This window comes from Streptomyces sp. NBC_01267, assembly GCF_036241575.1.
Taxonomy (GTDB): Bacteria; Actinomycetota; Actinomycetes; order Streptomycetales; family Streptomycetaceae; genus Streptomyces.
In genome coordinates, this window is record NZ_CP108455.1 from 7,310,751 (window position 1) to 7,334,739 (window position 23,989).

General features: G+C 72.7%; 1 protein-coding gene. It reads left to right on the top strand.

The window, feature by feature from the left end:
• The first annotated feature begins 43 nt into the window (after positions 1-43).
• A complete protein-coding gene (locus tag OG709_RS32680) occupies positions 44-23,986 on the top strand; it encodes a non-ribosomal peptide synthase/polyketide synthase (RefSeq protein WP_329168719.1) in 23,943 nt (7,980 codons plus the stop codon).
• The last annotated feature ends 3 nt before the right edge of the window (positions 23,987-23,989 follow it).

Genomic DNA, 23,989 nt, shown 5'->3' on the forward strand with positions numbered 1-23,989 from the left:
ACGCCCTGCGCGCATGCCCGCCCATACTTCTGGAGGTACCCCCATGTCCCGTCGCGACGGAGACGTCCTTCCCCTGACCGCGGCCCAGCGGGAGATCTGGCTCGCCGAGCAGCGCTCCCGGACACCGATCCCGGGCTACCGCGTCGGTGAATGCCTGGAGATCCACGGGCCGGTCGACCCGGAGCTGTTCGAAGCCGCGCTGCGCCGAGTGGTCGACGAGGTCGACGCCCTGCACGTGACCTTCGTCGACGACGGTGAAGGCCCGCGTCAGATCCTCCGCGAGACCTGGGACTGGGCGCCCGTCCACCTCGACCTCGGCACGGAGCCAGATCCCCGGGCGGCGGCCATGGACTGGATGGAGCGGGACCTGGCCCGTCCGCTGGACCTCTCCCGTGATCCGCTGTTCGGCCATGCGCTGATCCGGCTGTCGCCGACGGAGTTCCTCTGGTACCTGAACTACCACCACGTGGTGCTGGACGCGATCAGCAGCTCCATGGTCCGGCAGCGGGTCGGCGAGGTGTACTCGGCACTGGCCGGGAGCGGTGCCGTTCCGCCGTCTCCGTTCGGCTCGCTACGGGACCTGGTCGACAGCGACGCCGCCTATCGCTCGTCCGCCGACTTCAGCGCCGACCGCTCCTACTGGACCGAGCGCTTCGCCGATCTGCCCGCCCCGACACGGCTCACCGACACCGCCGCGACCGACCCGCACCAGGCCCTGCGCGTGGCCGGGGAGCTGGAGCTGCGGAACCCCGAGGCACTGCGAGCGGCGGCGGGCCGGGCCGGTGTCAGGTGGTCCCGGGTGGTGGTCGCGGCGACGGCGCTCTACGCCCACCGTCTGAGCGGCGCCCAGGACGTGGTGCTCGCCCTCCCCGTCACCGCCCGTCGGGGCTCCGACCGCGACCTGATGTCGGTGCCCGGCACGATGTCCAACGTCGTGCCCCTGCGGCTGACCGTGCGACCGGACATGCCGTGGGGCGATCTCGTCGCCCAGGTGGCGCGGGAGGTCGAGTCGGCCGTCGCGCACGAGCGCTACCGCAGCGAGGACCTGCTGCGCGACCTCGGCGCGCCCGGCAGCATCGGAACGGCGTTCCCGCTGATCATCAACATTATGGCCTTCAACGCCAGGCCTAGTTTCGCCGGGCACCCTGCCTCGGTTCACCACTTCGTGTCGGGGTCGACCACCGACCTGGCCGTCTGGCTCTTCGACTACCGGGACGGCAACCCCCCGCTTCTCCGGCTGCACGGCGCGCCGGAGGCGTACGGCGACGACGACCTCGCCGCGCACCAGCAGCGGCTGCTCGCCCTTCTCGACGCCGTCGCGGACTGCGACCCGGACGAAGCGGTTGGCCGGATCGACCTGCTCACCGCCGAGGAGCACCGCGAGGTGGCGGCCCTCGGCACCGGGCCGGTGGCCGAGGCCCCCACCGCGAGCCTGCCGGAGCTGTTCCGGGAGCACGTCCGGGCGACTCCGGACCTCGTCGCGCTGGTGTGCGGTGACGTGTCGCTGACGTATGCGGAGTTGGACGTGCGGGCGAACCGGTTGGCGCATGCGCTGATCGCGCGGGGTGCTGGGCCGGAGCGGTTGGTGGCGGTGTCGCTGCCGAGGTCGGCCGAGCTGGTGGTGGCGATCCTTGCGGTGTTGAAGACCGGCGCGGCGTACGTTCCGGTCGACCCCGATTATCCGGCGGCCCGGGTCGCGTATCTGCTCGACGACGCCCGCCCGGTCCTGACGGTGACCGACACCCGCACCCTGGGGCGGCTGCCCGACGGCGTCACTGCCCGGCTGGTGCTCGACGAGCCGGAGACGGCCGCTCTGGTGGCAGGCTGCCCGGCGGTCGATCCGGGGGTGGCCGTCGATCCGGGGCACCCGGCGTACGTGATCTACACCTCGGGTTCCACCGGCAGGCCCAAGGGTGTGGTGGCAAGGCACGGCGGCCTGCTCGACCTGCTCACCGACCACCGGCTGGTGCAGTTCGCACCGCTGCTGGTGGACCGGCGGCGGCTGCGGGTGGCGCTGACCACATCGGTGTCGTTCGACGCCTCCTGGAACCAGCTGATGGCCCTCTTCGCGGGCCACGAGCTGCACGTTCTGAACCATGCGACCTGGACCGACCCGGAGGCCTTCGTCGACTACGCGGCGTGCCACGGGCTGGACTACGTCGAGGCCACCCCTTCCTACCTCCACGTCCTCGTCGCCCATGGACTGCTGGACGATCCGCAGCGCCGTCCCGCGCTGGTCGCGGCGGGCGGCGAGGCCGTCCCCGAGCAGCTGTGGGAGCGGCTGCGGGCCGCCGACGGGGCCTCCTGCCTCAACCTCTACGGACCCTCGGAGTGCACCGTCAACTCGGTGGCCGCGCCCACGGCATCGAGCCCGCGCCCGGTCATCGGCCGCCCCGTCACCAACGCCCGGCTGCATGTGCTCGATGCCGCGTTGCAGCCCGTGCCCGCGGGTGTGCCGGGTGAGTTGTACATCGCTGGTGCGGGGTTGGCGCGGGGGTATCTGAACCGGCCGGGTCTGACCGCGGGGCGGTTCGTGGCAGATCCGTTCGGTGCGGGCGGGTCGCGGATGTACCGCACGGGTGACCTGGTGCGATGGAACCCGGACGGGAACCTGGAGTTCCTCGGCCGCACCGACGACCAGGTCAAGGTCCGTGGCTTCCGGATCGAACTCGGCGAGATCGAGGCGGTCCTCGCCGAGCACCCGGGGATCGCGCAGGCGGCCGTCACGGTGCGCACCGACGAGGAACCCCTGCTGGTCGCCTACGTCGTCCCTGCCACGGGGCAGGTCGTCCACACGGACACACTGCGGGCCCGGCTGCGGAAACGGTTGCCCGAATACATGGTGCCGTCGGCGCTCGTGGTGCTGGACGCACTGCCGCTGACCCCGAACGGCAAGCTCGACCGGCGCGCCCTCCCGGCACCCGAGCGGCAGCCCACCGCACCGGGCCGAGCTCCGCGCACCGCGGTCGAGCACCTGCTCTCCGGGCTGTTCGCCGAGGTGCTGGGCCTGCCGCAGGTCGGTGTCGACGACGACTTCTTCGACCTCGGCGGACACTCCCTGCTGGCCACCCGGCTGATCGCCAGGGCGCGGTCCGTGCTGGGCGTGGAGCTGAGGCTGCGCGAACTGTTCGACGCGCCGACGGTGGCTGAGCTGGCGAGTGCGGTGGACGTCGCGGGCCGGGCGCGGCCGGCGCTGGGGCGGTGCGAACGGCCCGCGACGGTCCCGCTGTCCTTCGCGCAGCGCCGACTGTGGTTCCTGCACCGCATGGAGGGTCCGAGTGCCACCTACAACATCCCGCTCGCTCTGCGGCTGTCCGGAAGCCTGGACCAGCGCGCCCTGCAAGCCGCCCTGTCGGACGTGGTCGAGCGGCACGAGAGCCTGCGCACCGTCTTTCCGGTGGTCGACGGAGTGCCGTGCCAGCGGGTGCTCGACCTCGACGTGGCACGGCCGCGGCTACGGGTGACCGAGGTCGGTGAGCGCGACCTGCCGGACCGGCTGGCGGAGGCGGCGCGGTACGGCTTCGAGCTCTCCGAGGAATCACCGTTGCGCGCCGAACTGTTCCGGCTCGGCGCCGAGGAGCACGTACTGCTGCTGGTGGTGCACCACATCGCCGGTGACGGCTGGTCGACGGGCCCGCTCTCGCGGGATCTGGCGACCGCCTACGCGGCCCGCAGCGAGGGGGCGAAGCCGGAGTGGTCGCCGCTTCCGGTCCAGTACGCCGACTACGCCCTCTGGCAGCAGGAGCTGCTGGGTGACGGAGCCGACCCGGACAGTCTGCTCAACGGCCAACTCGCGTACTGGCGGGAGCGGCTGGCGGACCTGCCCGACCAGGTCGAGCTGCCCTTCGACCGTCCCCGGCCGACGGTGATGTCCTACCGGGGCGCCCACCTTCCGGTGCGCATCGACGCCGAGCTGCACCAGGGCCTGCGCGAACTCGCCCGCGACGGCGGAGCCAGCCTCTTCATGGTGCTCCAGGCCGGTCTGGCCGCCCTGCTTGGCAAGCTCGGCGCCGGTACCGACGTTCCGATCGGCACCCCGATCGCGGGACGCACCGACGAGGCCTTGGACGACCTGGTCGGCTTCTTCGTCAACACCCTGGTGCTGCGCACCGACCTGTCCGGCGACCCGTCGTTCACCGAACTGCTGGGCCGGGTGCGCTCCGACGCGCTGGCCGCGTACGCGCACCAGGAGGTGCCGTTCGAGCACCTCGTGGAGGCGCTGAACCCGACCCGGACGCTCGCACACCACCCGCTCTTCCAGACCATGCTCACCCTGCAGAACGCCCCGTTCGGCACCTTCGACCTGCCGCGGCTGCGAGTGGCGACCGACCTGGTACCCACCGGAACGGCCAAGTGCGACCTGACCTTCGTCCTGGCCGAACAGCCCGGCGAGGACGGGTTGTCGGGCGTGGTGGAGTACAGCACCGACCTGTTCGACGCGGCCACCGTCACCGAGATCGTCGAACGGTGGCTGCGGCTGCTGCGCTCCGTCGTCGCCCACCCCGGCCGACGGATCGGCCAGGTGGACGTGCTGTCCGCCGACGAGCTCCGTGCGTTGTTGCCGGCCGGTTCCGACCAGGGCGGGGAGCTGCCGGAGTGCGGCCTGCCCGCGCTGTTCGAGCGGCAGGTGCGGGCGAACCCGGCCGCGACCGCCCTCACGGACGGCGAGACCACTCTGACGTACGGCCGGCTGAACGCGCGTGCCAACCGGCTGGCGCACGCCCTGATCGACCGGGGGGTGGGGCCGGAGCAGTTGGTGGCGCTGGCCCTGCCGCGCTCGGCGGAGCTGGTCGTGGCGGTGCTCGCGGTGCTCAAGGCCGGCGCCGCGTACGTACCGGTGGACCCGGAGTACCCGGCCGCCCGGATCGCCTATCTGCTCCAGGACTCCCGGCCCGCGCTGCTCGTGACGACGAGCCGGGCCGACGAGCGGCTGGGGGCGGAGCACGTGGACCGGCTGCTGCTGGACACCGTCGACCTGGACGGGCTGCCGGACACGGACCCGGGGGTCGCCGTCGACCCGGGCCAGGCCGCCTATGTCATCCACACCTCCGGTTCCACCGGCAACCCCAAGGGTGTGGTGGTCCCGCACCGCAACGTGGTGCGCCTGTTCGGCACCACCAGGGATCTGTTCGGGTTCTGCGCCGATGACGTGTGGACCCTCTTCCATTCCTACGCCTTCGACTTCTCGGTGTGGGAGCTGTGGGGCCCGCTGCTGCACGGCGGCCGCCTGGTGGTCGTGGACCACGAGACCAGCCGCTCGCCCGGCCGGTTCCTGGAACTGCTCGCCCACGAGCGGGTGACGGTGCTCAACCAGACGCCCTCCGCCTTCTACCAGCTGATGCAGGCGGATGCGGAGGCTCCGGAGACCGGCCGCCGACTCGCCCTGCGCACGGTGGTGTTCGGCGGCGAGGCGCTGGAGCACGCCCGGCTGGCGAGCTGGTATCAGAGGCACGCGGAGGACGCGCCGCGGCTGGTCAACATGTACGGCATCACCGAGACCACGGTGCATGTCACGTACGCGGCCCTCGACCGGTCCGGGACCGCCGTCGGCCAGGTCGGCGCGGCCCTCCCGGACCTGCGGGCGTATGTGCTGGACGGCGGCCTGCGACCGGTGGCCCCGGGCGTGCCCGGCGAGCTGTATGTGGCGGGCGCGGGCCTGGCGCGCGGCTATTTGAACCGGCCCGGCCTGACCGCCGGGCGGTTCGTGGCGGACCCGTTCGGACCACCGGGATCGCGGATGTACCGCAGCGGCGACGTGGTGCGCCGCGCGGCGGACGGCAGCCTGCGCTACGTCGGCCGGGCCGACCAGCAGGTGAAGGTGCGCGGCTTCCGGATCGAGCTCGGCGAGATCGAGGCGGCGCTGGCCGCGTACCCCGGGATCGCCCAGGTCGCCGTCCTGGCTCGGCAGGACCGGTCCGACGACACCCGACTGGCCGCGTACCTGGTGCCGGCCGCGGGCGCCGCACCACGCTCCGACGACCTGCGGGGGCACCTGCGCGAGCGGTTGCCGGCGTACATGGTGCCGTCGGCGTTCGTCATGCTGGACGCACTGCCGCTGACCGTCAACGGAAAGCTGGACCACCGGGCCCTGCCCGCCCCCGACCTCACCCCGGCGGCCACCTGCCGTGCGCCGCGCACCCCGCAGGAGCAGATCCTCTGCCGGCTGTTCGCAGAGGTCCTGGGTGTGGCGTCGGCCGGCGTCGAGGACGGATTCTTCGAGCTGGGCGGGCACTCGCTGCTCGCCACCCGCCTGGCCGCCCGGATCCGCGCGACGCTCGGCGTGGAAATGCCGCTGCGCACCCTGTTCGAGGCGCCGACCCCGGCAGGTCTGGCCGCCGCCCTGGCAGCGGCCAGACCGGCGCAGGCCGCCCTGGCGCGGCGCGAGCGCCCCGAGGTGATCCCGCTGTCGTTCGCGCAGCGGCGGCTGTGGTTCCTGCACCAGCTGGAGGGTGCAGGCGCGAACTACCACATCTCCCTGGCGTGGCGGCTGTCCGGGGATCTGGACCGGCGGGCCCTGGAGGCCGCTGTGGCCGACGTGATGGCCCGGCACGAGAGCCTGCGCACCGTCTTCCCGGCGGTGGACGGAGTGCCGCACCAGCAGGTGCTGGACGTGGATGCAGCCCGCCCGCGGCTGCTCGTGAGCCGGACCACCGAGGCCGAGCTGTCCGCTCTGATGGCGGCGGCGAAGGACTGCCGGTTCGACCTGGCGGTCGATGTGCCGCTGCGGGCCGGGCTGTTCGAGCTGGCGCCGGACGAGCACGTCTTCCAGCTGGTGCTCCACCACATCGCGGGTGACGGCTGGTCGCTGGGCCCGCTCGTGCAGGGACTGACCGCCGCTTACACGGCGCGCCGCCGCGGCGAGGAGCCGCAGTGGGCTCCCCTGCCCGTCCAGTACGCCGACTACACCCTGTGGCAGCACGAACTGCTTGGCGACTCCACCGACCGGGACAGCCTGTTCGCCGGACAGGCGGACTACTGGACCCGGCAGCTGGCCGGTCTGCCGGAGCGGATCCAGCTGCCGACCGACCGGCCCCGCCCGGCGGTCGCCTCGCACCGGGGCGGTTCTGTGCTCGCCGGTCTCGACGCCGAGCTGCACCGCGGTCTTCGCGAGCTCGCCCGTGCGCACGGGACCAGTCTGTTCATGGTGCTCCAGGCCGGGCTGGCGGCGTTGCTGAGCAAGCTCGGCGCGGGGGACGACATTCCGGTCGGCAGCCCGGTCGCCGGCCGGACCGACCAGGCTCAGGACGAACTGGTGGGCTACTTCGTCAACACCCTGGTGTTCCGTACCGACACCTCGGGCGATCCGACGTTCGCCGAGCTGCTGGACCGGGTCCGGGACACCGCGCTGGCCGGATACGCCCACCAGGACCTGCCGTTCGAATACCTGGTCGAGGTCCTGAACCCGTCCCGGTCGCTGGCGCACCACCCTCTGTTCCAGGTCATGCTGGCGCTGCAGAACGCACCCCGGGCCGACTTCGCGCCGCCCGAGCTGCGCGTCGGCGAGATGCCGTCGGCGTCGACCACCGCCAAGCTGGACCTGATCTTCACCATGTCCGAGCGGCACGCGGAGGACGGCTCCCCGGAGGGCATCGACGGGTCCGTCGAGTACGCCTGCGACCTGTACGACCCGGCCGCCGTCGAGACGATGATCGGGCGGTGGGAGCGGCTGCTCCGCGTCGCGGTCGCCGACCCGCGCCGGCGGCTCAGCCGGCTCGACCTGCTCACCGCCGAGGAGCGCGATGAGCTGACGGCGCTGGCTACCGGTCCGGTGGCCGAGGCCCCCACCGCGAGCCTGCCGGAGCTGTTCCGGACTCAGGTGCGCATGCTTCCCGACGGCCTCGCGCTGGTGTGCGGTGACGTGTCGCTGACGTACGCGGAGTTGGACGTGCGGGCGAACCGGTTGGCGCATGCGCTGATCGCGCGGGGTGCTGGGCCGGAGCGGTTGGTGGCGGTGTCGCTGCCGAGGTCGGCCGAGCTGGTGGTGGCGATCCTTGCGGTGTTGAAGACCGGCGCGGCGTACGTTCCGGTCGACCCCGATTATCCGGCGGCCCGGGTCGCGTATCTGCTCGACGACGCCCGCCCGGTCCTGACGGTGACCGACACCCGCACCCTGGGGCGGCTGCCCGACGGCGTCACTGCCCGGCTGGTGCTCGACGAGCCGGAGACGGCCGCTCTGGTGGCAGGCTGCCCGGCGGTCGATCCGGGGGTGGCCGTCGATCCGGGTCACCCGGCGTACGTGATCTACACCTCGGGTTCCACCGGCAGGCCCAAGGGCGTGGTGGCGACGCACGGCGGCCTGGTCAACCTGTTCGCCAACCAGCGTCCGCTGATCTCCCGGCCGGGGGAGCGGATGCGGATCGGGCTGACCACCTCCGTGTCCTTCGACGGCTCCTGCGACCAGCTGTTCGCCGTGTTCGCGGGCCACGAGCTGCACGTCCTGGACGAGGCGACCTGGTCCGACCCGGAGGCCTACCTCGAGTACGCCGTGCGGGCCGGGCTGGACACTGTCGGCGGCACCGCGTCCTACCTCCAGGTCCTGGTCGAACACGGTCTGCTGGACGACCCGCGGTGGCGTCCTTCGGTGGTCGCGCTGGGCGGGGAGACCGTTCCGGAGCAGCTGTGGGAGCGGCTGCGGGCGGCCGACGGGGTGCTCGCCCTGAACTACTACGGGCCCTCCGAGTGCACGGTGGACTCGGTCGTCGCGCACCTGAAGTCGAGTCCGTGCCAAGTGATCGGTCGGCCGCTCGGTGGTGTCCGGCTGCATGTGCTCGATGCTGCGTTGCAGCCCGTGCCCGCGGGTGTGCCGGGTGAGTTGTACATCGCTGGTGCGGGGTTGGCGCGGGGGTATCTGAACCGGCCGGGCCTGACTGCGGGACGGTTCGTGGCGGATCCGTTCGGTGCGGGTGGGTCGCGGATGTACCGCACGGGTGACCTGGTGCGATGGAACCCGGACGGGAATCTGGAGTTCCTCGGCCGCACCGACGACCAGGTCAAGGTCCGTGGCTTCCGGATCGAACTCGGCGAGATCGAGGCGGTCCTCGCCGAGCACCCGGGGATCGCGCGGACCGCCGTGATCGTCCGGCAGGACCGGGCGCAGGGCCCCCGTCTGGTCGCCTACCTGCAGACCGTCACCGGGGCGGAGCTTCGGCCGGAGGACCTGCGGGAGCACCTGCGCGAGCGGCTGCCGGAGTACATGGTGCCGGCCGCGTTCGTCTCCCTCGACGCTCTGCCGCTGACCCCGAACGGAAAACTGGACCGGCGCGCCCTGCCCGAGCCCGAGTCCAGCGCGACGCCGGCCGGCCGGGCACCGCACTCTCCCCACGAACATGTGCTGGCCGGGCTGTTCGCCGAGGTACTGGGCCGGTCCCAGGTCGGTGTCGACGACGACTTCTTCGATCTCGGCGGGCACTCCCTGCTCGCTACCCGGCTGGTGGCCCGGGTCCGTGCGACGCTGGGCGTGGAGCTGGCCCTGTCCGCCCTGTTCCGTACCCCGACCGTGGCCGGGCTGGCCGCCGGGCTGGGCGGCGCGGACCGGGCCCGGCTCGCCCTGGAGCGGGCGGAGAGGCCCGAGCTGGTGCCGCTGTCGTCCGCTCAGCGGAGGCTGTGGTTCCTGCGCCAGTTGGAGGGCGCCGAGTCGGTCTACAACATGCCGCTCGCGTGGCGGCTCTCGGGACCGCTGGACCTGGCGGCCCTGGAGGCGGCGCTGGGCGACCTCGTCGACCGGCACGAAACCCTGCGCACGGTCTTCCCGGCTACGGACGGCGTGCCCCACCAGCGGGTACTGGCCGCAGGGGAGGCGCGCCCGAAGCTGTCGATCACCCCGGCCGACGAGTCGGCCCTGCCGGAACTGCTGACGGGGGCTGCTGCACGCGGATTCGACCTCGCTGCCGAACCGCCGCTGCGCGCCGAGGTGTTCGAGGTCTCGGCGAACGAGCACGTACTGCTCCTGGTGATGCACCACATCGCCGGTGACGGCTGGTCGCTGGGCCCGCTGGCCGCCGACCTGACCACCGCGTACGCGGCGCGCCGCAGGGGCGGGGCGCCGCAGTGGGCGTCACTGCCCGTGCAGTACGCCGACTACACCCTGTGGCAGAACCGGCTGCTCGGCGACGCGGCCGACCAGGACAGCCTGTTAGCCCGTCAGACCGACTACTGGACGCGGACGCTCGCGGACCTGCCGGAGCAGATCCGGCTCCCCGCCGACCGCCACCGTCCCGCGACCCCTTCCTGCTCCGGCGGCCACCTGGCGATCGAACTGGACGCGGAGCTCCACGCCGGGCTGGTCCGGCTGGGCCGGGAGCACGGCGCCAGCGTGTACATGGTGCTGCAGGCCGGCCTGGCATCGCTGCTGGACAAGCTCGGTGCGGGCACGGACATCCCGGTCGGCAGCCTGATCGCCGGCCGTACCGACCAGGCGCTGGACGAGCTCATCGGGTTCTTCGTCAACACCCTGGTGCTCCGCACGGACACCAGCGGCGACCCGTCCTTCGCCGAGCTGCTGGTCCGAGTCCGGGAGGGCGCGCTCGGCGCATACGCGCACCAGGACCTGCCGTTCGAGCACGTGGTCGAGGCCCTCAACCCGTCCCGGTCACTCACCCGGCAGCCGCTGTTCCAGGTACTGCTCGCGCTGCAGAACGTGCCCCGCACCGAGTTCGAGCTGAGCGGTCTGGCCGCTGAGATCGTCCTGGTGCGGACGCCGACGGCGATGTTCGACCTCGGCTTCCACCTGCTGGAGCGCGGCGGCACCGGCGGACCGGCCGAGGGCATCATCGGGCGGGTCGAGTACAGCACCGACCTGTTCGCCCCCGACACGGTGAAGGCGCTGGTCGCCCGGTGGCTGCGGCTGCTGGCGGCGGTGGTCGCCGACCCGGAGCGTCCGCTGAGCCGAATCGACGTCCTCACCGCGGAGGAACGGCGCGAGCTGCTGGTCACCCGTAACGACACCGCCTGCCCGGCCCCCGATGTCACCCTGCCCGCGCTGTTCGAGGCGCAGGTCCGGGCGACTCCGGAGGCCCCGGCCGTGGTGTTCGAGGACACCGTGCTGACCTACCGCGAGCTGAACCGCCGGGCCAACCGCCTGGCGCACGCACTGATCACGCGCGGCGTGGGCCCTGAGCGGGTCGTCGCCCTGCGACTGCCGCGTTCTGCCGAGCTGGTGGTCGCCGTCCTCGCGGTGCTCAAGACGGGCGCGGCGTACCTGCCGATCGACCCGGACTACCCGGACGCCCGCATCGCGTACATGCTGGAGGACGCCCGCCCGGCCGTGGTGCTCGACGACCTCGCGGCCGTCACCCCGTCCGACCGGCAGCCGGAGCACGATCCGGCCGTCCCTGTGGACACCCGGCACCTCGCCTACGTCATCTACACCTCCGGTTCCACCGGCCGGCCCAAGGCCGTGATGATGCCCGCCGCCGGACTGCTGAACCTGCTGGCGTGGCACCACCGGGCCGTCGGTGGCGAACCCGGCACGCGCACTGCGCAGTTCACTGCGATCAGCTTCGACGTCTCGGTGCAGGAGGTGCTGTCCGCGCTGCTGTACGGCAAGACCCTGGTGGTGCCGACGGAGGAGCAGCGCCGCAGCGCAGAGCTGTTCGCCCACTGGCTGGACCGGCACCGGGTCGAGGAGCTGTTCGCGCCGAACCTGGTGGTCGAGGCGCTGGCCGAGGCCGCCGAGGAGGCAGGGCTGGAACTGCCGCACCTGCGGCTGGTCGCGCAGGCCGGAGAGGCGATGCGGCTGGGCGGTGCCGTGCGCCGCTTCCAGACCCGTCGGCCGGGCCGGGTGCTCCACAACCACTACGGGCCCGCCGAAACCCACGTGATCACCGCCTACGCACTTCCGGCCGGTCCCGCCGACTGCCCGCTCCCGGTGCCGATCGGCCGTCCGATCGCCAACTGCCGGGTCTACGTGCTGGATTCGATGCTGCGACCGGTGGCCCCCGGTGTGCTGGGCGAGCTGTACCTGGCCGGAGCGGGGCTCGCCCGCGGCTACCTGGACCGGCCCGGGCTGAGCGCCGGACGTTTCGTCGCCGACCCGTTCGGTCCGGCGGGCGCGCGGATGTACCGCACCGGCGACCTGGTGCGCTGGCGTGCCGACGGCGAGCTGGAATTCGCCGGCCGGGTCGACCACCAGGTCAAGGTGCGCGGGTTCCGGATCGAGCCGGGCGAGATCGAGGCCGAGTTGACCGCACACCCGGACGTCTCCCAGGTCGCGGTACTCGCCCGGGAGGACCGGATCGTCGCGTACGTCGTCCCCTCGGACTCGACCGGGGTGTCCGCGGCTGCGCTGGCGGCGTACCTGCGCGACCGGGTGCCGGAATACCTGGTTCCGTCCGCGTTCGTGCTGCTCGACGCGCTGCCGCTGACGCCGAACGGCAAGCTGGACCGGGCGGCGCTGCCCGCGCCGGAGCCGGGCACGACCGCCGGCGGCCGGGCCCCGCGCACGCCCCAGGAGCAGATCCTGTGCGAACTGTTCGCCGAGGTGCTGGGCCTCGCGCGGGTCTGGGTCGACGAGGACTTCTTCGCACTGGGCGGGCACTCCTTGCTCGCCACCCGGCTGGTCTCGCGGGTCCGGGCGACCCTCGGGGTCGAACTGGAGCTGCGCGCCCTGTTCCGGACCCCGACCCCCGCCGGACTGGCGGCCGGGCTGCACGACGCCGGGACCGCGCGGCAGGCTCTGGTGCCCCGGCCCCGCCGCGAACTGATGCCGCTGTCGTTCGCACAGCGCCGGCTCTGGTTCCTCCAGCAGTTCGGAGCGCCGAGCGCCACCTATCACATGCCGCTGGCCCTGCGGCTGTCCGGAGACCTCGACCGGGCCGCGCTGAGCGCCGCGCTCGTGGACGTGGTGACCCGGCACGAGACCCTGCGCACGGTCTTCCCGCACGCCGGCGGAATTCCGTACCAGCGGGTGCTCGACACCACCGAAGTCGCTCTCCCGCTGGCCGTGCGCACGGCCGGTGAGACGGAGGTGCCCGCCCTGTTGCGCGAGGCGGCTGTGCGCGGCTTCGACCTGACCTCGGAAGTACCCCTGCGGGCGGAGCTGTTCGCTCTCGCGCCGGACGAGCACGTGCTGCTGCTGGTCATGCACCACATCGTCGGGGACGGCTGGTCCATGGGCCCGCTGGCCCGTGACCTGGCCGCCGCCTACGCCACCCGGCAGGATGGCGGGGCACCGGCATGGCCGTCGCTGCCGGTGACGTACGGCGACTACACCCTGTGGCAGCACGAGATCCTCGGCGACGAGGACGACGCCGACAGCGTGTTCGCCCGCCAGGTCGCCTACTGGACGCAGACGCTGGCCGGTCTGCCCGAGCAGCTGCAACTGCCCACCGACCGGCCGCGCCCGGCCGCCATCTCGTACAGCGGTGACCTGCTGGAACTCCGGATCGACGCCGAACTGCACACAGCGCTCGTGGAGTTGGCACGACGATCGGGGGCAACTCTGTTCATGGTGCTGCAGGCGGCGTTGGCGGCGCTGTACACGCGGTTGGGTGCGGGTACGGATATTCCGATCGGGAGTCCGATCGCGGGGCGTACGGATGAGGCGCTGGACGATCTGGTCGGGTTCTTCGTCAACACGCTGGTGTTGCGTACTGATACGAGTGGTGATCCGAGTTTCGCGGAGTTGCTGGGGCGGGTGCGGGAGACGGCGCTGTCGGCGTACGCGCACCAGGACGTGCCGTTCGAGCACCTGGTGGAGGCGCTGAACCCGTCCCGCTCGCTGTCCCACCACCCGCTGTTCCAGACCGGGCTGGCCGTGCAGAACGCGCCGGGGGGCGACTTCGAACTGCCGGGCCTCCAGGTCTCCGGGATGGACGTGCTCACCGGGACCGCACGGCTCGACCTGACCTTCGGATTCGTGGAGGAGTACGGGCCCGACGGAGCGCCGGCGGGGCTCAGCGGTGCGGTCGAGTACAGCACCGACCTGTTCGACCGTTCGACGGTCGAGGTCATGGCCGCCAGGTGGACCAGGCTGCTGGCCGAGGTCGCCGCCGCGCCCGACCGGCCGATCGGCGGCATCGACCTGCTGTCCGCCGAGGAACGCGACGATCTGCTGCCCGCTGTCGAGGACGGGGCGGCGGCCGGGGCGAGCCTGCCTGAGCTGTTCGCGGCGCAGGTGGCGGCGGTGCCGGGGGCGGTGGCGCTGGTCTGTGGCGGGGTCGAGTTGTCGTACGGGGAACTCGATGTGCGGGCGAACCGTTTTGCGCATGCGTTGATCGCGCGGGGTGTGGGTCCGGAGCAGGTGGTGGCGGTTTCCCTGCCGCGGTCGGTGGAGTCGGTGGTGGCGGTCCTGGGCGTGCTGAAGGCCGGGGCGGCGTACCTGCCGGTGGATCCGGCGTATCCGCGGTCCCGGATCGCGTTCATGCTGGACGATGCCCGTCCGGCCGTGGTGGTCGACGACCCGGCCATGGTGGTCGGGGGTGACTGGCCGGACACCGACCCGGGGGTCGCGCTCGACGTCCGGCATCCGGCGTACGTGATCTACACCTCGGGCTCGACCGGCCGCCCCAAGGGCGTCGTCGTGAGCCACACCGGAGTGTCGGGCCTGGTGGCGGCCCAGGTCGACCGGCTCGGCGTGGCACCGGGCAGCCGGGTGCTCCAGTTCGCCTCGCCCAGCTTCGACGCGTCCTTCTGGGACCTGTGCAGCGCGCTGCTCACCGGTGCCGCCCTCGTCCTGGCCCCCGCCGAGACTCCGCTGGAGGCCCTGACGGACCTCCGGTTCTCCGTCACTCACGTGACGCTGCCGCCCTCGGCCCTGGCCGCGCTGGACGGCACCGAACTCACGGCGACCACCCTGGTGGTGGCGGGTGAGGCGTGCTCGCCGGAGCTGGTGCAGCGCTGGGCGCCGGGGCGTCGGATGATCAACGCGTACGGCCCGACCGAGACCACGGTGTGCGCGACCATGAGCGACCCGCTGTCCCCGGGGTCCGGTGTGCCGCCGATCGGGCGACCGGTCGCGGGCTTCCGGACGTACGTACTGGACGAGCGGCTGAGCGTCGTACCGCCGGGCGTGGCAGGGGAGTTGTACGTTGCCGGCCCGGGTCTGGCACGCGGCTACCTGGACCGGCCGGGCCTGACGGCGGGACGGTTCACGGCCTGCCCGTTCGGTCCGGCGGGCGCGCGGATGTACCGCACCGGCGACCTGGTGCGGCGTCGGCCCGACGGCGAGCTGGAGTACGTCGGCCGCGCCGACCAGCAGGTGAAGGTCCGCGGCTTCCGCGTCGAACCCGGCGAGGTCGAGGCCGCCCTGGCCGAACACCCCGCCGTCGCCCAGGCCGCCGTCGCGGCCCAGGACGACCGGCTCGTCGGCTACGTGGTGGCCCGCTCCGACCTGGCCGCCCGCCCCGCGGAGCTGGCGGCGCACCTGCGCGAGAGGCTGCCGGACTACCTGGTGCCGACCGTTTTCATGGTGCTGGACGTGTTGCCGCTGACGCCGAACGGCAAGCTGGACCGGGCGGCGCTGCCCGCGCCCGAAGCCGCTCCCGCAGGGAGCGGGCGAGTGCCGCGCACTCCGCAGGAGCAGATCCTCGCCGGGCTGTTCGCCGAGGTGCTCGGCGTGCCGCAGGTCTCGGTCGACGACGACTTCTTCAGGCTGGGCGGGCATTCCCTGCTCGCCACCCGGCTGGCCGCCAGGGTGCGCTCGGTGCTCGGCGTGGAACTCGGGCTGCGCGCACTCTTCCAGGCGCCCACCGTGGCGGGCCTGGCCGAGGCGCTGGCCAAGGCCGGCCGTGCCCGCCCGGCGTTGAGCCCGTACGAACGGCCCGAGGCGGTTCCGCTGTCCTTCGCCCAGCGCCGGCTCTGGTTCCTGCACCGCATGGACGCCGCCGCCGCGACGTACCACATCCCGCTGGCGCTGCGGCTGACCGGAACGCTCGACCGCCCCGCACTGGACCAGGCCCTGGCCGACGTGGTGGCCCGGCACGAGAGCCTGCGGACGGTGTTCTCGGAGGTCGGCGGCGTACCCTGCCAGCGCGTACTGGACCCGGCTGCGGTCCGCCTCCGGGTCCGGCCGACCGTAGCGACACAGGGCGGACTGCCGCAGGGGCTCGCCGAGTCCGCCCGGCAGCCCTTCGATCTGGCGACGGAGCCGCCGCTGCGGGCGGAGCTGTTCGCTCTCGCGCCGGACGAGCACGTGCTGCTGCTGGTCATGCACCACATCGCCGCTGACGGCTGGTCCACCGGGCCGCTGGCCCGCGACCTGGCCGAGGCGTACGCGGCCCGTTGCGAGGGCCGGACGGCCGACCGGCCGACCCTGCCCGTGCAGTACGCCGACTACACGCTGTGGCAGCGCGAGCTGCTCGGCGACGCTGCCGACCCGCGGAGCCGGTTCGCCGAGCAGCTCGACTACTGGAAGCGGCAGTTGTCCGACCTGCCGGAGCTGCTCCAGCTGCCCGCCGACCGGCCCCGCCCGGCCGTCGCCGGCTGGCAGGGAGACCACATCGGCCTGGAGCTCGACGCCGAACTGCACAGCAATCTGGTGGAGTTGGCACGGAGTACCGGGACGAGTCTGTTCATGGTGCTGCAGGCGGCGTTGGCGGCGCTGTACACGCGGTTGGGTGCGGGTACGGATATTCCGATCGGGAGTCCGATCGCGGGGCGTACGGATGAGGCGCTGGACGATCTGGTCGGGTTCTTCGTCAACACGCTGGTGTTGCGTACTGATACGAGTGGTGATCCGAGTTTCGCGGAGTTGCTGGGGCGGGTGCGGGAGACGGCGCTGTCGGCGTACGCGCACCAGGACGTGCCGTTCGAGCACCTGGTGGAGGCGCTGAACCCGTCCCGCTCGCTGTCCCACCACCCGCTGTTCCAGAACATCCTGGCCGTGCAGAACGCGCCGATGGGCCGGTTCTCGCTGCCCGGCCTGGACGTCACCACGTACGCGGTCGCGACCGGAACCGCCAAGTTCGACCTTGGAGTGAGCATGGTCGAACAGTTCGGTCCGGACGGGAGCCCGGCCGGAATCGCCGGCGCGGTCGAGTACGCCACCGACCTGTTCGACCGCTCGACGGTCGCCGCTCTGGTCCGGCGCTGGACGCTCCTGCTGGAGGCCGTCACCGCCGACCCGGAGCTGCCGATCGGAGGGATCGACCTCCTGGACGCCGACGAGCGGCACCGGCTGCTGGAACGGGACAACGAGACCGCCCGGGACGTGGGCGCCGTCCCGGTGCCGCAGGCCTTCGCGGCGCAGGTGGCGGCGGTGCCGGGGGCGGTGGCGCTGGTCTGTGGCGGGGTCGAGTTGTCGTACGGGGAACTCGATGTGCGGGCGAACCGGTTCGCGCATGCGTTGATCGCGCGGGGTGTGGGTCCGGAGCAGGTGGTGGCGGTTTCCCTGCCGCGGTCGGTGGAGTCGGTGGTGGCGGTCCTGGGCGTGCTGAAGGCCGGGGCGGCGTACCTGCCGGTGGATCCGGCGTATCCGCGGTCCCGGATCGCGTTCATGCTGGACGATGCCCGTCCGGCCGTGGTGGTCGACGACCCGGCCATGGTGGTCGGGGGTGACTGGCCGGACACGGACCCGGGGGTCGCGCTCGACGTCCGGCATCCGGCGTACGTGATCTACACCTCGGGCTCGACCGGCCGCCCCAAGGGTGTCGTGGTCGGCCACGGCGGTGTGGCGAGCCTGGTCGCCGGACAGATCGAGCGCTTCGCGATCGAACCCGGCAGCCGGGTGCTCCAGTTCGCCTCGCCCAGCTTCGACGCCTCGGTGTCGGAGATCTTCACCGCCCTGCTGGGCGGCGCCACCCTGGTGCTCCCCGTCGCCGCCGATCCGCTTGCCGCGCTGACCGACCCGGGCCTCGGCGTCACCCACGTGACGGTGCCTCCGTCCGTCCTCGCCGCAGTGCCGGACGGCACGGTGACCGTGTCGACGCTGGTGGTGGCGGGTGAGGCGTGCTCGCCGGAGCTGGTGCAGCGCTGGGCGCCGGGGCGTCGGATGATCAACGCGTACGGCCCGACCGAGACCACGGTGTGCGCGACCATGAGCGACCCGCTGTCCCCGGGGTCCGGTGTGCCGCCGATCGGTCGGCCGATCGCCAACGCCCGGGTGTACGTGTTGGACGACCGACTGCAGCCGGTGCCGCCGGGCGTGACGGGGGAGCTGTACGTCGCGGGCGCGGGCCTGGCGCGCGGTTACCTCGACCGGCCTGGCCTGACGGCGGGGAGATTCGTCGCCTGCCCGTTCGGACCCGGTGAGCGCATGTACCGCACCGGCGACCTGGTGCGGCGTCGGCCCGACGGCGAGCTGGAGTACGTCGGCCGCGCCGACCAGCAGGTGAAGGTCCGCGGCTTCCGCGTCGAACCCGGCGAGGTCGAGGCCGCCCTGGCCGAACACCCCGCCGTCGCCCGGGCCGCCGTCGCGGCCCAGGACGACCGGCTCGTCGGCTACGTCGTCCCGCACCAGGACGCGGCCCGGGACAGCGGGCTGGAGGCGGACCACGTGGGCGAGTGGCAGGACATCTACGACGACCTGCCCATTGCCCCCGACGAAGCGGCTTTCGGCCACAACTTCGTGGGTTGGAACAGTAGTTACGATGCCGACCGGATTCCCGTCGAGCAGATGCGGGAGTGGCGGGACGCCACCGTGGCCCGCATCCTGGCCCTGCGCCCGCGCCGGGTGCTGGAGGTCGGCGTCGGCACCGGTCTGCTGCTCTCACAGATCGCACCCCACTGCGAGACCTACTGGGCGACCGACTTCTCCGCCACCGCGATCGACGCCCTGACCGCCCAGGTCGCGCGGGAGGAGCGGCTGACCGGGCGTCTGGTGCTGCAGACCCGTCCGGCGCACGACACCGACGGGCTGCCGGCCGGGGAGTTCGACACCATCGTGATCAACTCGGTGGTGCAGTACTTCCCGTCCGCCGACTACCTCGCGGACGTGATCGGGAAACTGATGCGGCTGCTCGCCCCCGGCGGCGCGCTCTTCGTCGGCGACGTCCGCAACCTGCGACTGCTGCGCCCGCTGGCCACCGCTGTCGAGCTGCACCGGGCCGACGACAGCGCCGACCGCGCGGCCGTGCGCCGTGCGGTGGAGCAGGCTCTCAGGGTGGAGAAGGAACTCCTGGTCGACCCGGACTTCTTCACCGTCCTGCACGAGCACGGCACGGACATCGGCGCGATGGCCGTTGAGGTCAAGCGCGGCCGTCACCACAACGAACTGACCCGCTACCGCTACGACGTGACGCTGCACAAGCCCCCGGTCGCCCGGCAGACCCCGAGCCGGTCCGTCGAGCTGGCATGGGGGCAGCAGATCACCGGTCTGGCCGGGCTGCGCGAGCTGCTCGACCAGCCACCCGCCGAGGTGCTGCGGATCACCGGGGTGCCGAATCGCCGTGTGGTGGCGGAAGCCGCCCTGGCCCGGGCGGTACAGGACGAGGACGGGCCGCTCGCGGAACTGCAGGAGCGGTTGCACGCCCCGGCGGAGAGCGACCTCCCCGACCCGGAGGACTTCCACGCCCTCGGGCGGGAGTTCGGCCGCGTGGTGGCCGTCACCTGGTCGGACACCGCGGCTGACGCCGTGGACGTCGTCCTCGCCGATCCACAGGCTCTCCACGGCTCGCGGGTCGAGCCGTACCGGCCGGCCGGGGCCACCGGCAGGGCACTTTCCTCGCTGACCAACCGCCCGACCGGCAGCCGTGGCACCGGCGCCCTTCTCGGCGAACTCCGCGTCTGGTTGCAAGGGCGGCTGCCCGACTACCTGGTTCCGTCGGCGTTCGTCTCGCTGGACACGCTGCCGCTGACGGCCAGCGGCAAGCTCGACCGGCGCGCACTGCCCGCCCCCGATCTCGGCCCGGCCGCTGCCGGACGGGCACCGCGTACCCCACAGGAGCAGCTCCTCGCGGAGCTGTTCGCCGAGGTGCTCGGGCTGGCACAGGTCGGGGTCGACGACAGCTTCTTCGACCTCGGCGGACACTCGCTGCTGGCGACCCGCCTGGCCTCCAGGGTCCGGGTGACGCTCGGCGCAGAGCTGGAGGTCCGGACCCTGTTCGAGACCCCGACCGTGGCCGGACTGGCAGCCCACCTGGACGGTTCCGGAGCAGCGCGGCCCGCGCTGACCGCCCGGCCCCGACCGAAGCGCGTGGAACTGTCCTTCGCCCAGCGGCGTCTGTGGTTCCTGCACCGGATGGACGGGCCGAGCGCCACCTACAACATGCCGCTCGCGCTGAGCCTGACCGGCGGCCTCGACCGGCCGGCCCTGCACGCCGCGCTCGCGGACGTGATCGCCCGGCACGAGAGCCTGCGGACGGTCTTCCGCGAGACCGACGGCGTCCCGTACCAGGTCGTGCTGAGCACCGCGCAGGCACACCCGGCGCTGCCGGTGGTCGAACTCGACGAGAGCCGGCTGGCCGAGCGGCTGGCGGAAGCGGCCCGGCGCGGCTTCGACCTGGCCGCGGAGCCGCCGATCCGGGCCGAGCTGTACGCTCTCGCCCCCGACCGGCACGTGCTGCTGGTCGTGGTGCACCACATCGCCGCCGACGGCTGGTCGATGGGGCCGCTCTCCGGCGGCCTCGCGACGGCCTACGCGGCGCGCTGCCGGGGCGAGGAGCCGCAGTGGTCCCCGTTGCCGGTGCAGTACGCCGACTACACCGGCTGGCAACGCGACCTGCTCGGCGACGCCGCCGATCCCGACAGCCTGTTCGCCCGGCAACTGGCCTACTGGAAGGACGAGCTGACGGGAATCCCGCAGCAGGTGCAGCTGCCCGCCGACCGGCCCCGGCCGCCGGTGGCCTCCCAGCGGGGCGACCGGGTCGTGGTCCGGCTGGACCCCGAGCTGCACCAGGCGCTGCGCGACCTGGCCACCGCGCGTGGCACCAGCATGTTCATGGTGCTCCAGGCCGGTCTCGCCGCTCTCCTCACCCGGCTCGGTGCCGGTACGGACATCCCGATCGGCAGCCCGATCGCCGGCCGTACCGACCAGGCGCTGGACGAGCTCGTCGGTTTCTTCGTCAACACCCTGGTGTTGCGCACCGACACCAGCGGCGACCCCGGCTTCACCGAACTGCTCGGCCGGGTGCGGCAGAAGGCGCTCACCGCGTACGACCACCAGGACGTGCCGTTCGAGTACCTGGTCGAGGTGGCCAACCCGGTGCGGTCGCTGGCCCACCACCCGCTGTTCCAGATCATGCTGGCCCTGCAGAACGCGCCGCTCGGCGAGTTCGCGTTGCCGGGGCTGGAGACGGGCCACCTGGAGGCGCCGACCGGGACCTCACGGGTCGACCTGACGTTCAGTCTGGCCGAGCAGTTCCGCCCGGACGGCGGCGCCGACGGCCTGGTCGGCGCGGTGGAGTACGCCACCGACCTGTTCGACGGGTCCACGGTGGAGCTGCTGTTCGAGCGCTGGGCCCGCCTGCTGCGCGCGGCGGTAGCCGACCCGGACCGGCCGATCAGCCGGATCGACCTCATGTCCGACGCCGAACGCCACCGGCTGCTGCACGGGTTCAACGACACGGCCGTGGAGCTGCCGTCGGCCTCGGTGCCGGAGCTGTTCGCCCGCCAGGTGCGGGTCGCCCCGGACGCGGTCGCGGTCGTGGCGGGCGGCACCGAGCTGACCTACGCGGAGCTCGACCTGCGGGCCGACCGCCTGGCGAGGGCGCTGATCCGCCAGGGCGTACGGCCGGAGACCCCGGTCGCGGTCCTGATGGACCGCTCGGCGGAGCTGGTCGTGGCGATCCTGGCGATCATCAAAGCGGGCGGCGCCTACGTACCGCTGGACTCCCGCTTCCCCTCCTCCCGGATCGACCTGATCCTGCGGGAGAGCGGAGCCGCCCTGGTGCTCACCCCGGAGGTGTTCGCCGCACTCATGCAGTCCGCGGCCTCCGACCCGTCCGACGTCGGCGTCCCCTGTGAACCGGGGCAGGTGGCGTACATCATGTACACCTCCGGCTCGACCGGACGGCCGAAGGGCGTGGCCGTCACCCACCGGGACGTGGTGGGCCTGGCGCTGACCCCCGAATGGCGCGGCGGCGGACATGAGCGGGTGCTGATGCACTCCCCGACGGCCTTCGACCTCTCGACCTACGAGTTGTGGGTTCCGCTGCTCAACGGTGGCCGTGTCGTGGTCGCACCGCCCGAGCAGCTCGACCTCGACCTGCTTCAGCACACGATCGCCACGCACGGGGTGACCGGTCTGTGGCTGACAGCCGGACTGTTCCGGCTGGTCGCCGAGGAGCGTCCGGGCCTGCTCACCGGGGTGCGCGAGGTGTGGACCGGCGGCGACGTGGTCTCCCCGGCCGCTGCCGCCCGGGTGCTCACGGCCTGCCCGGGTATCGAGGTGGTCAACGGGTACGGGCCTACCGAGGCCACCACCCTGGCCACCTGTCACCCGGTGCGCAGCCTCCCCGAGAACGCCGCGACCGTGCCGATCGGCGGGCCGATGGCGAACATGCGTGCCTACGTGCTCGACGACCGGCTGCGGCCGATGCCGACCGGCATGGTCGGTGAGCTGTACCTCGCGGGGACGGGTGTGGCCCGAGGCTACTTCGGCCGACCCGGCCTGACAGCGGAGCGCTTCACCGCCGACCCGTACGGGCCGGCCGGGAGCCGTATGTACCGCACCGGCGACCTTGCCTGGTGGCTCCCCGACGGCACGCTGGAGTTCGCCGGACGCGTCGACCACCAGGTCAAGCTGCGCGGTCTGCGGATCGAGCCCGGAGAGGTCGAGGCCGTCCTGGCGGGCTGCCCGGGTGTCGCCCAGGCCGCCGTGGTCGCCCGTGAGGACCGGCCGGGAGACAAGCGGCTGGTCGCCTACCTGGTGCCCGCTCCCGAGGGTGCACCCGAGATGACCGAGCTGTCCGGCCGACTGCGCCGCGAACTGCCCGACTACATGGTGCCGGCGGCGTTCGTCACCGTGGACGCGCTGCCGCTGACCGCCAACGGCAAGCTGGACCGAGTCGCCCTGCCCGCCCCCGACTACGGGGCGTCGGATGCCGGGCGCGGCCCCCGGACGCCGCAGGAGCAACTGCTGTGCGGCCTGTTCGCCGAGGTCCTGGGCCGGGAGCAGGTGAGCATCGACGACGGCTTCTTCGATCTGGGCGGGCACTCGCTGCTGGCCGCCCGGCTGGCCTCCCGGGTCCGCGAGACCCTCGGCCTGGAGCTGGGACTGCGCCTGCTGTTCGAGGCGCCGACCGTCGCCGGACTCACCGAACACCTGGCCATGAACGATCCGGACGACGCGTTGGATGTGCTGCTGCCACTGCGTTCGACCGGGATGGACACACCGCTGTTCTGCGTCCACCCCGGCGGCGGCATCAGCTGGTCGTACAGCGGGCTGCTGAACCACCTCGGCCCGCAGCACCCGGTCTATGCGATCCAGGCACGCGGCCTCGGCCGGCCCGAGCCGCTGCCGACGTCCTACGAAGAGATGGCGGCCGACTACGCCGACCACGTCCAGAAGATCCAGCCGGAGGGCCCGTACCTGCTGCTCGGCTGGTCCGCGGGTGGCCTGATCGCCCACGCACTGGCCTGCGAGCTGCAGGCCCGCGGCGAGCGGACCGCACTGCTGGCGATCCTCGACGCCTACCCGGTGAAGGACGTGCGGTTCGAGGAGGAGCCGGTACCCACCGTGCGGGACGTGCTCGTCGGGGTGCTCGACGTCGACCCGGACGAGCTGGACGACCAGGAGATCACCTACGCCGAGGTCGCCGAGGTGCTGAACCGGCGGGGCAGCGCGCTGGCCGGCCTGAACGAGCGGCAGGTCGAGGTGATCGTCCAAATCATGATCAACAACGCGAAGCTGGCGGTCGACTTCGTCCCCGGCAGGTACGACGGGGATCTACTGCTGTTCAACTCCACGATCGACCGGGGCCATGACGACGCCGGTCCAGAGGTCTGGCGCCCGTACATCACGGGCCGGATCGAATCCCACGAGATCACCACCCGGCACGACCAGATGACCCAGGCGGGATCGCTGGCCCAGATCGGGCCGATCCTGGCCGCCAGGATCGCCGAGGCCACCGGTGACTCCGGTGGTACCACCCTTTCCCTTCAGGAGGACTGACCC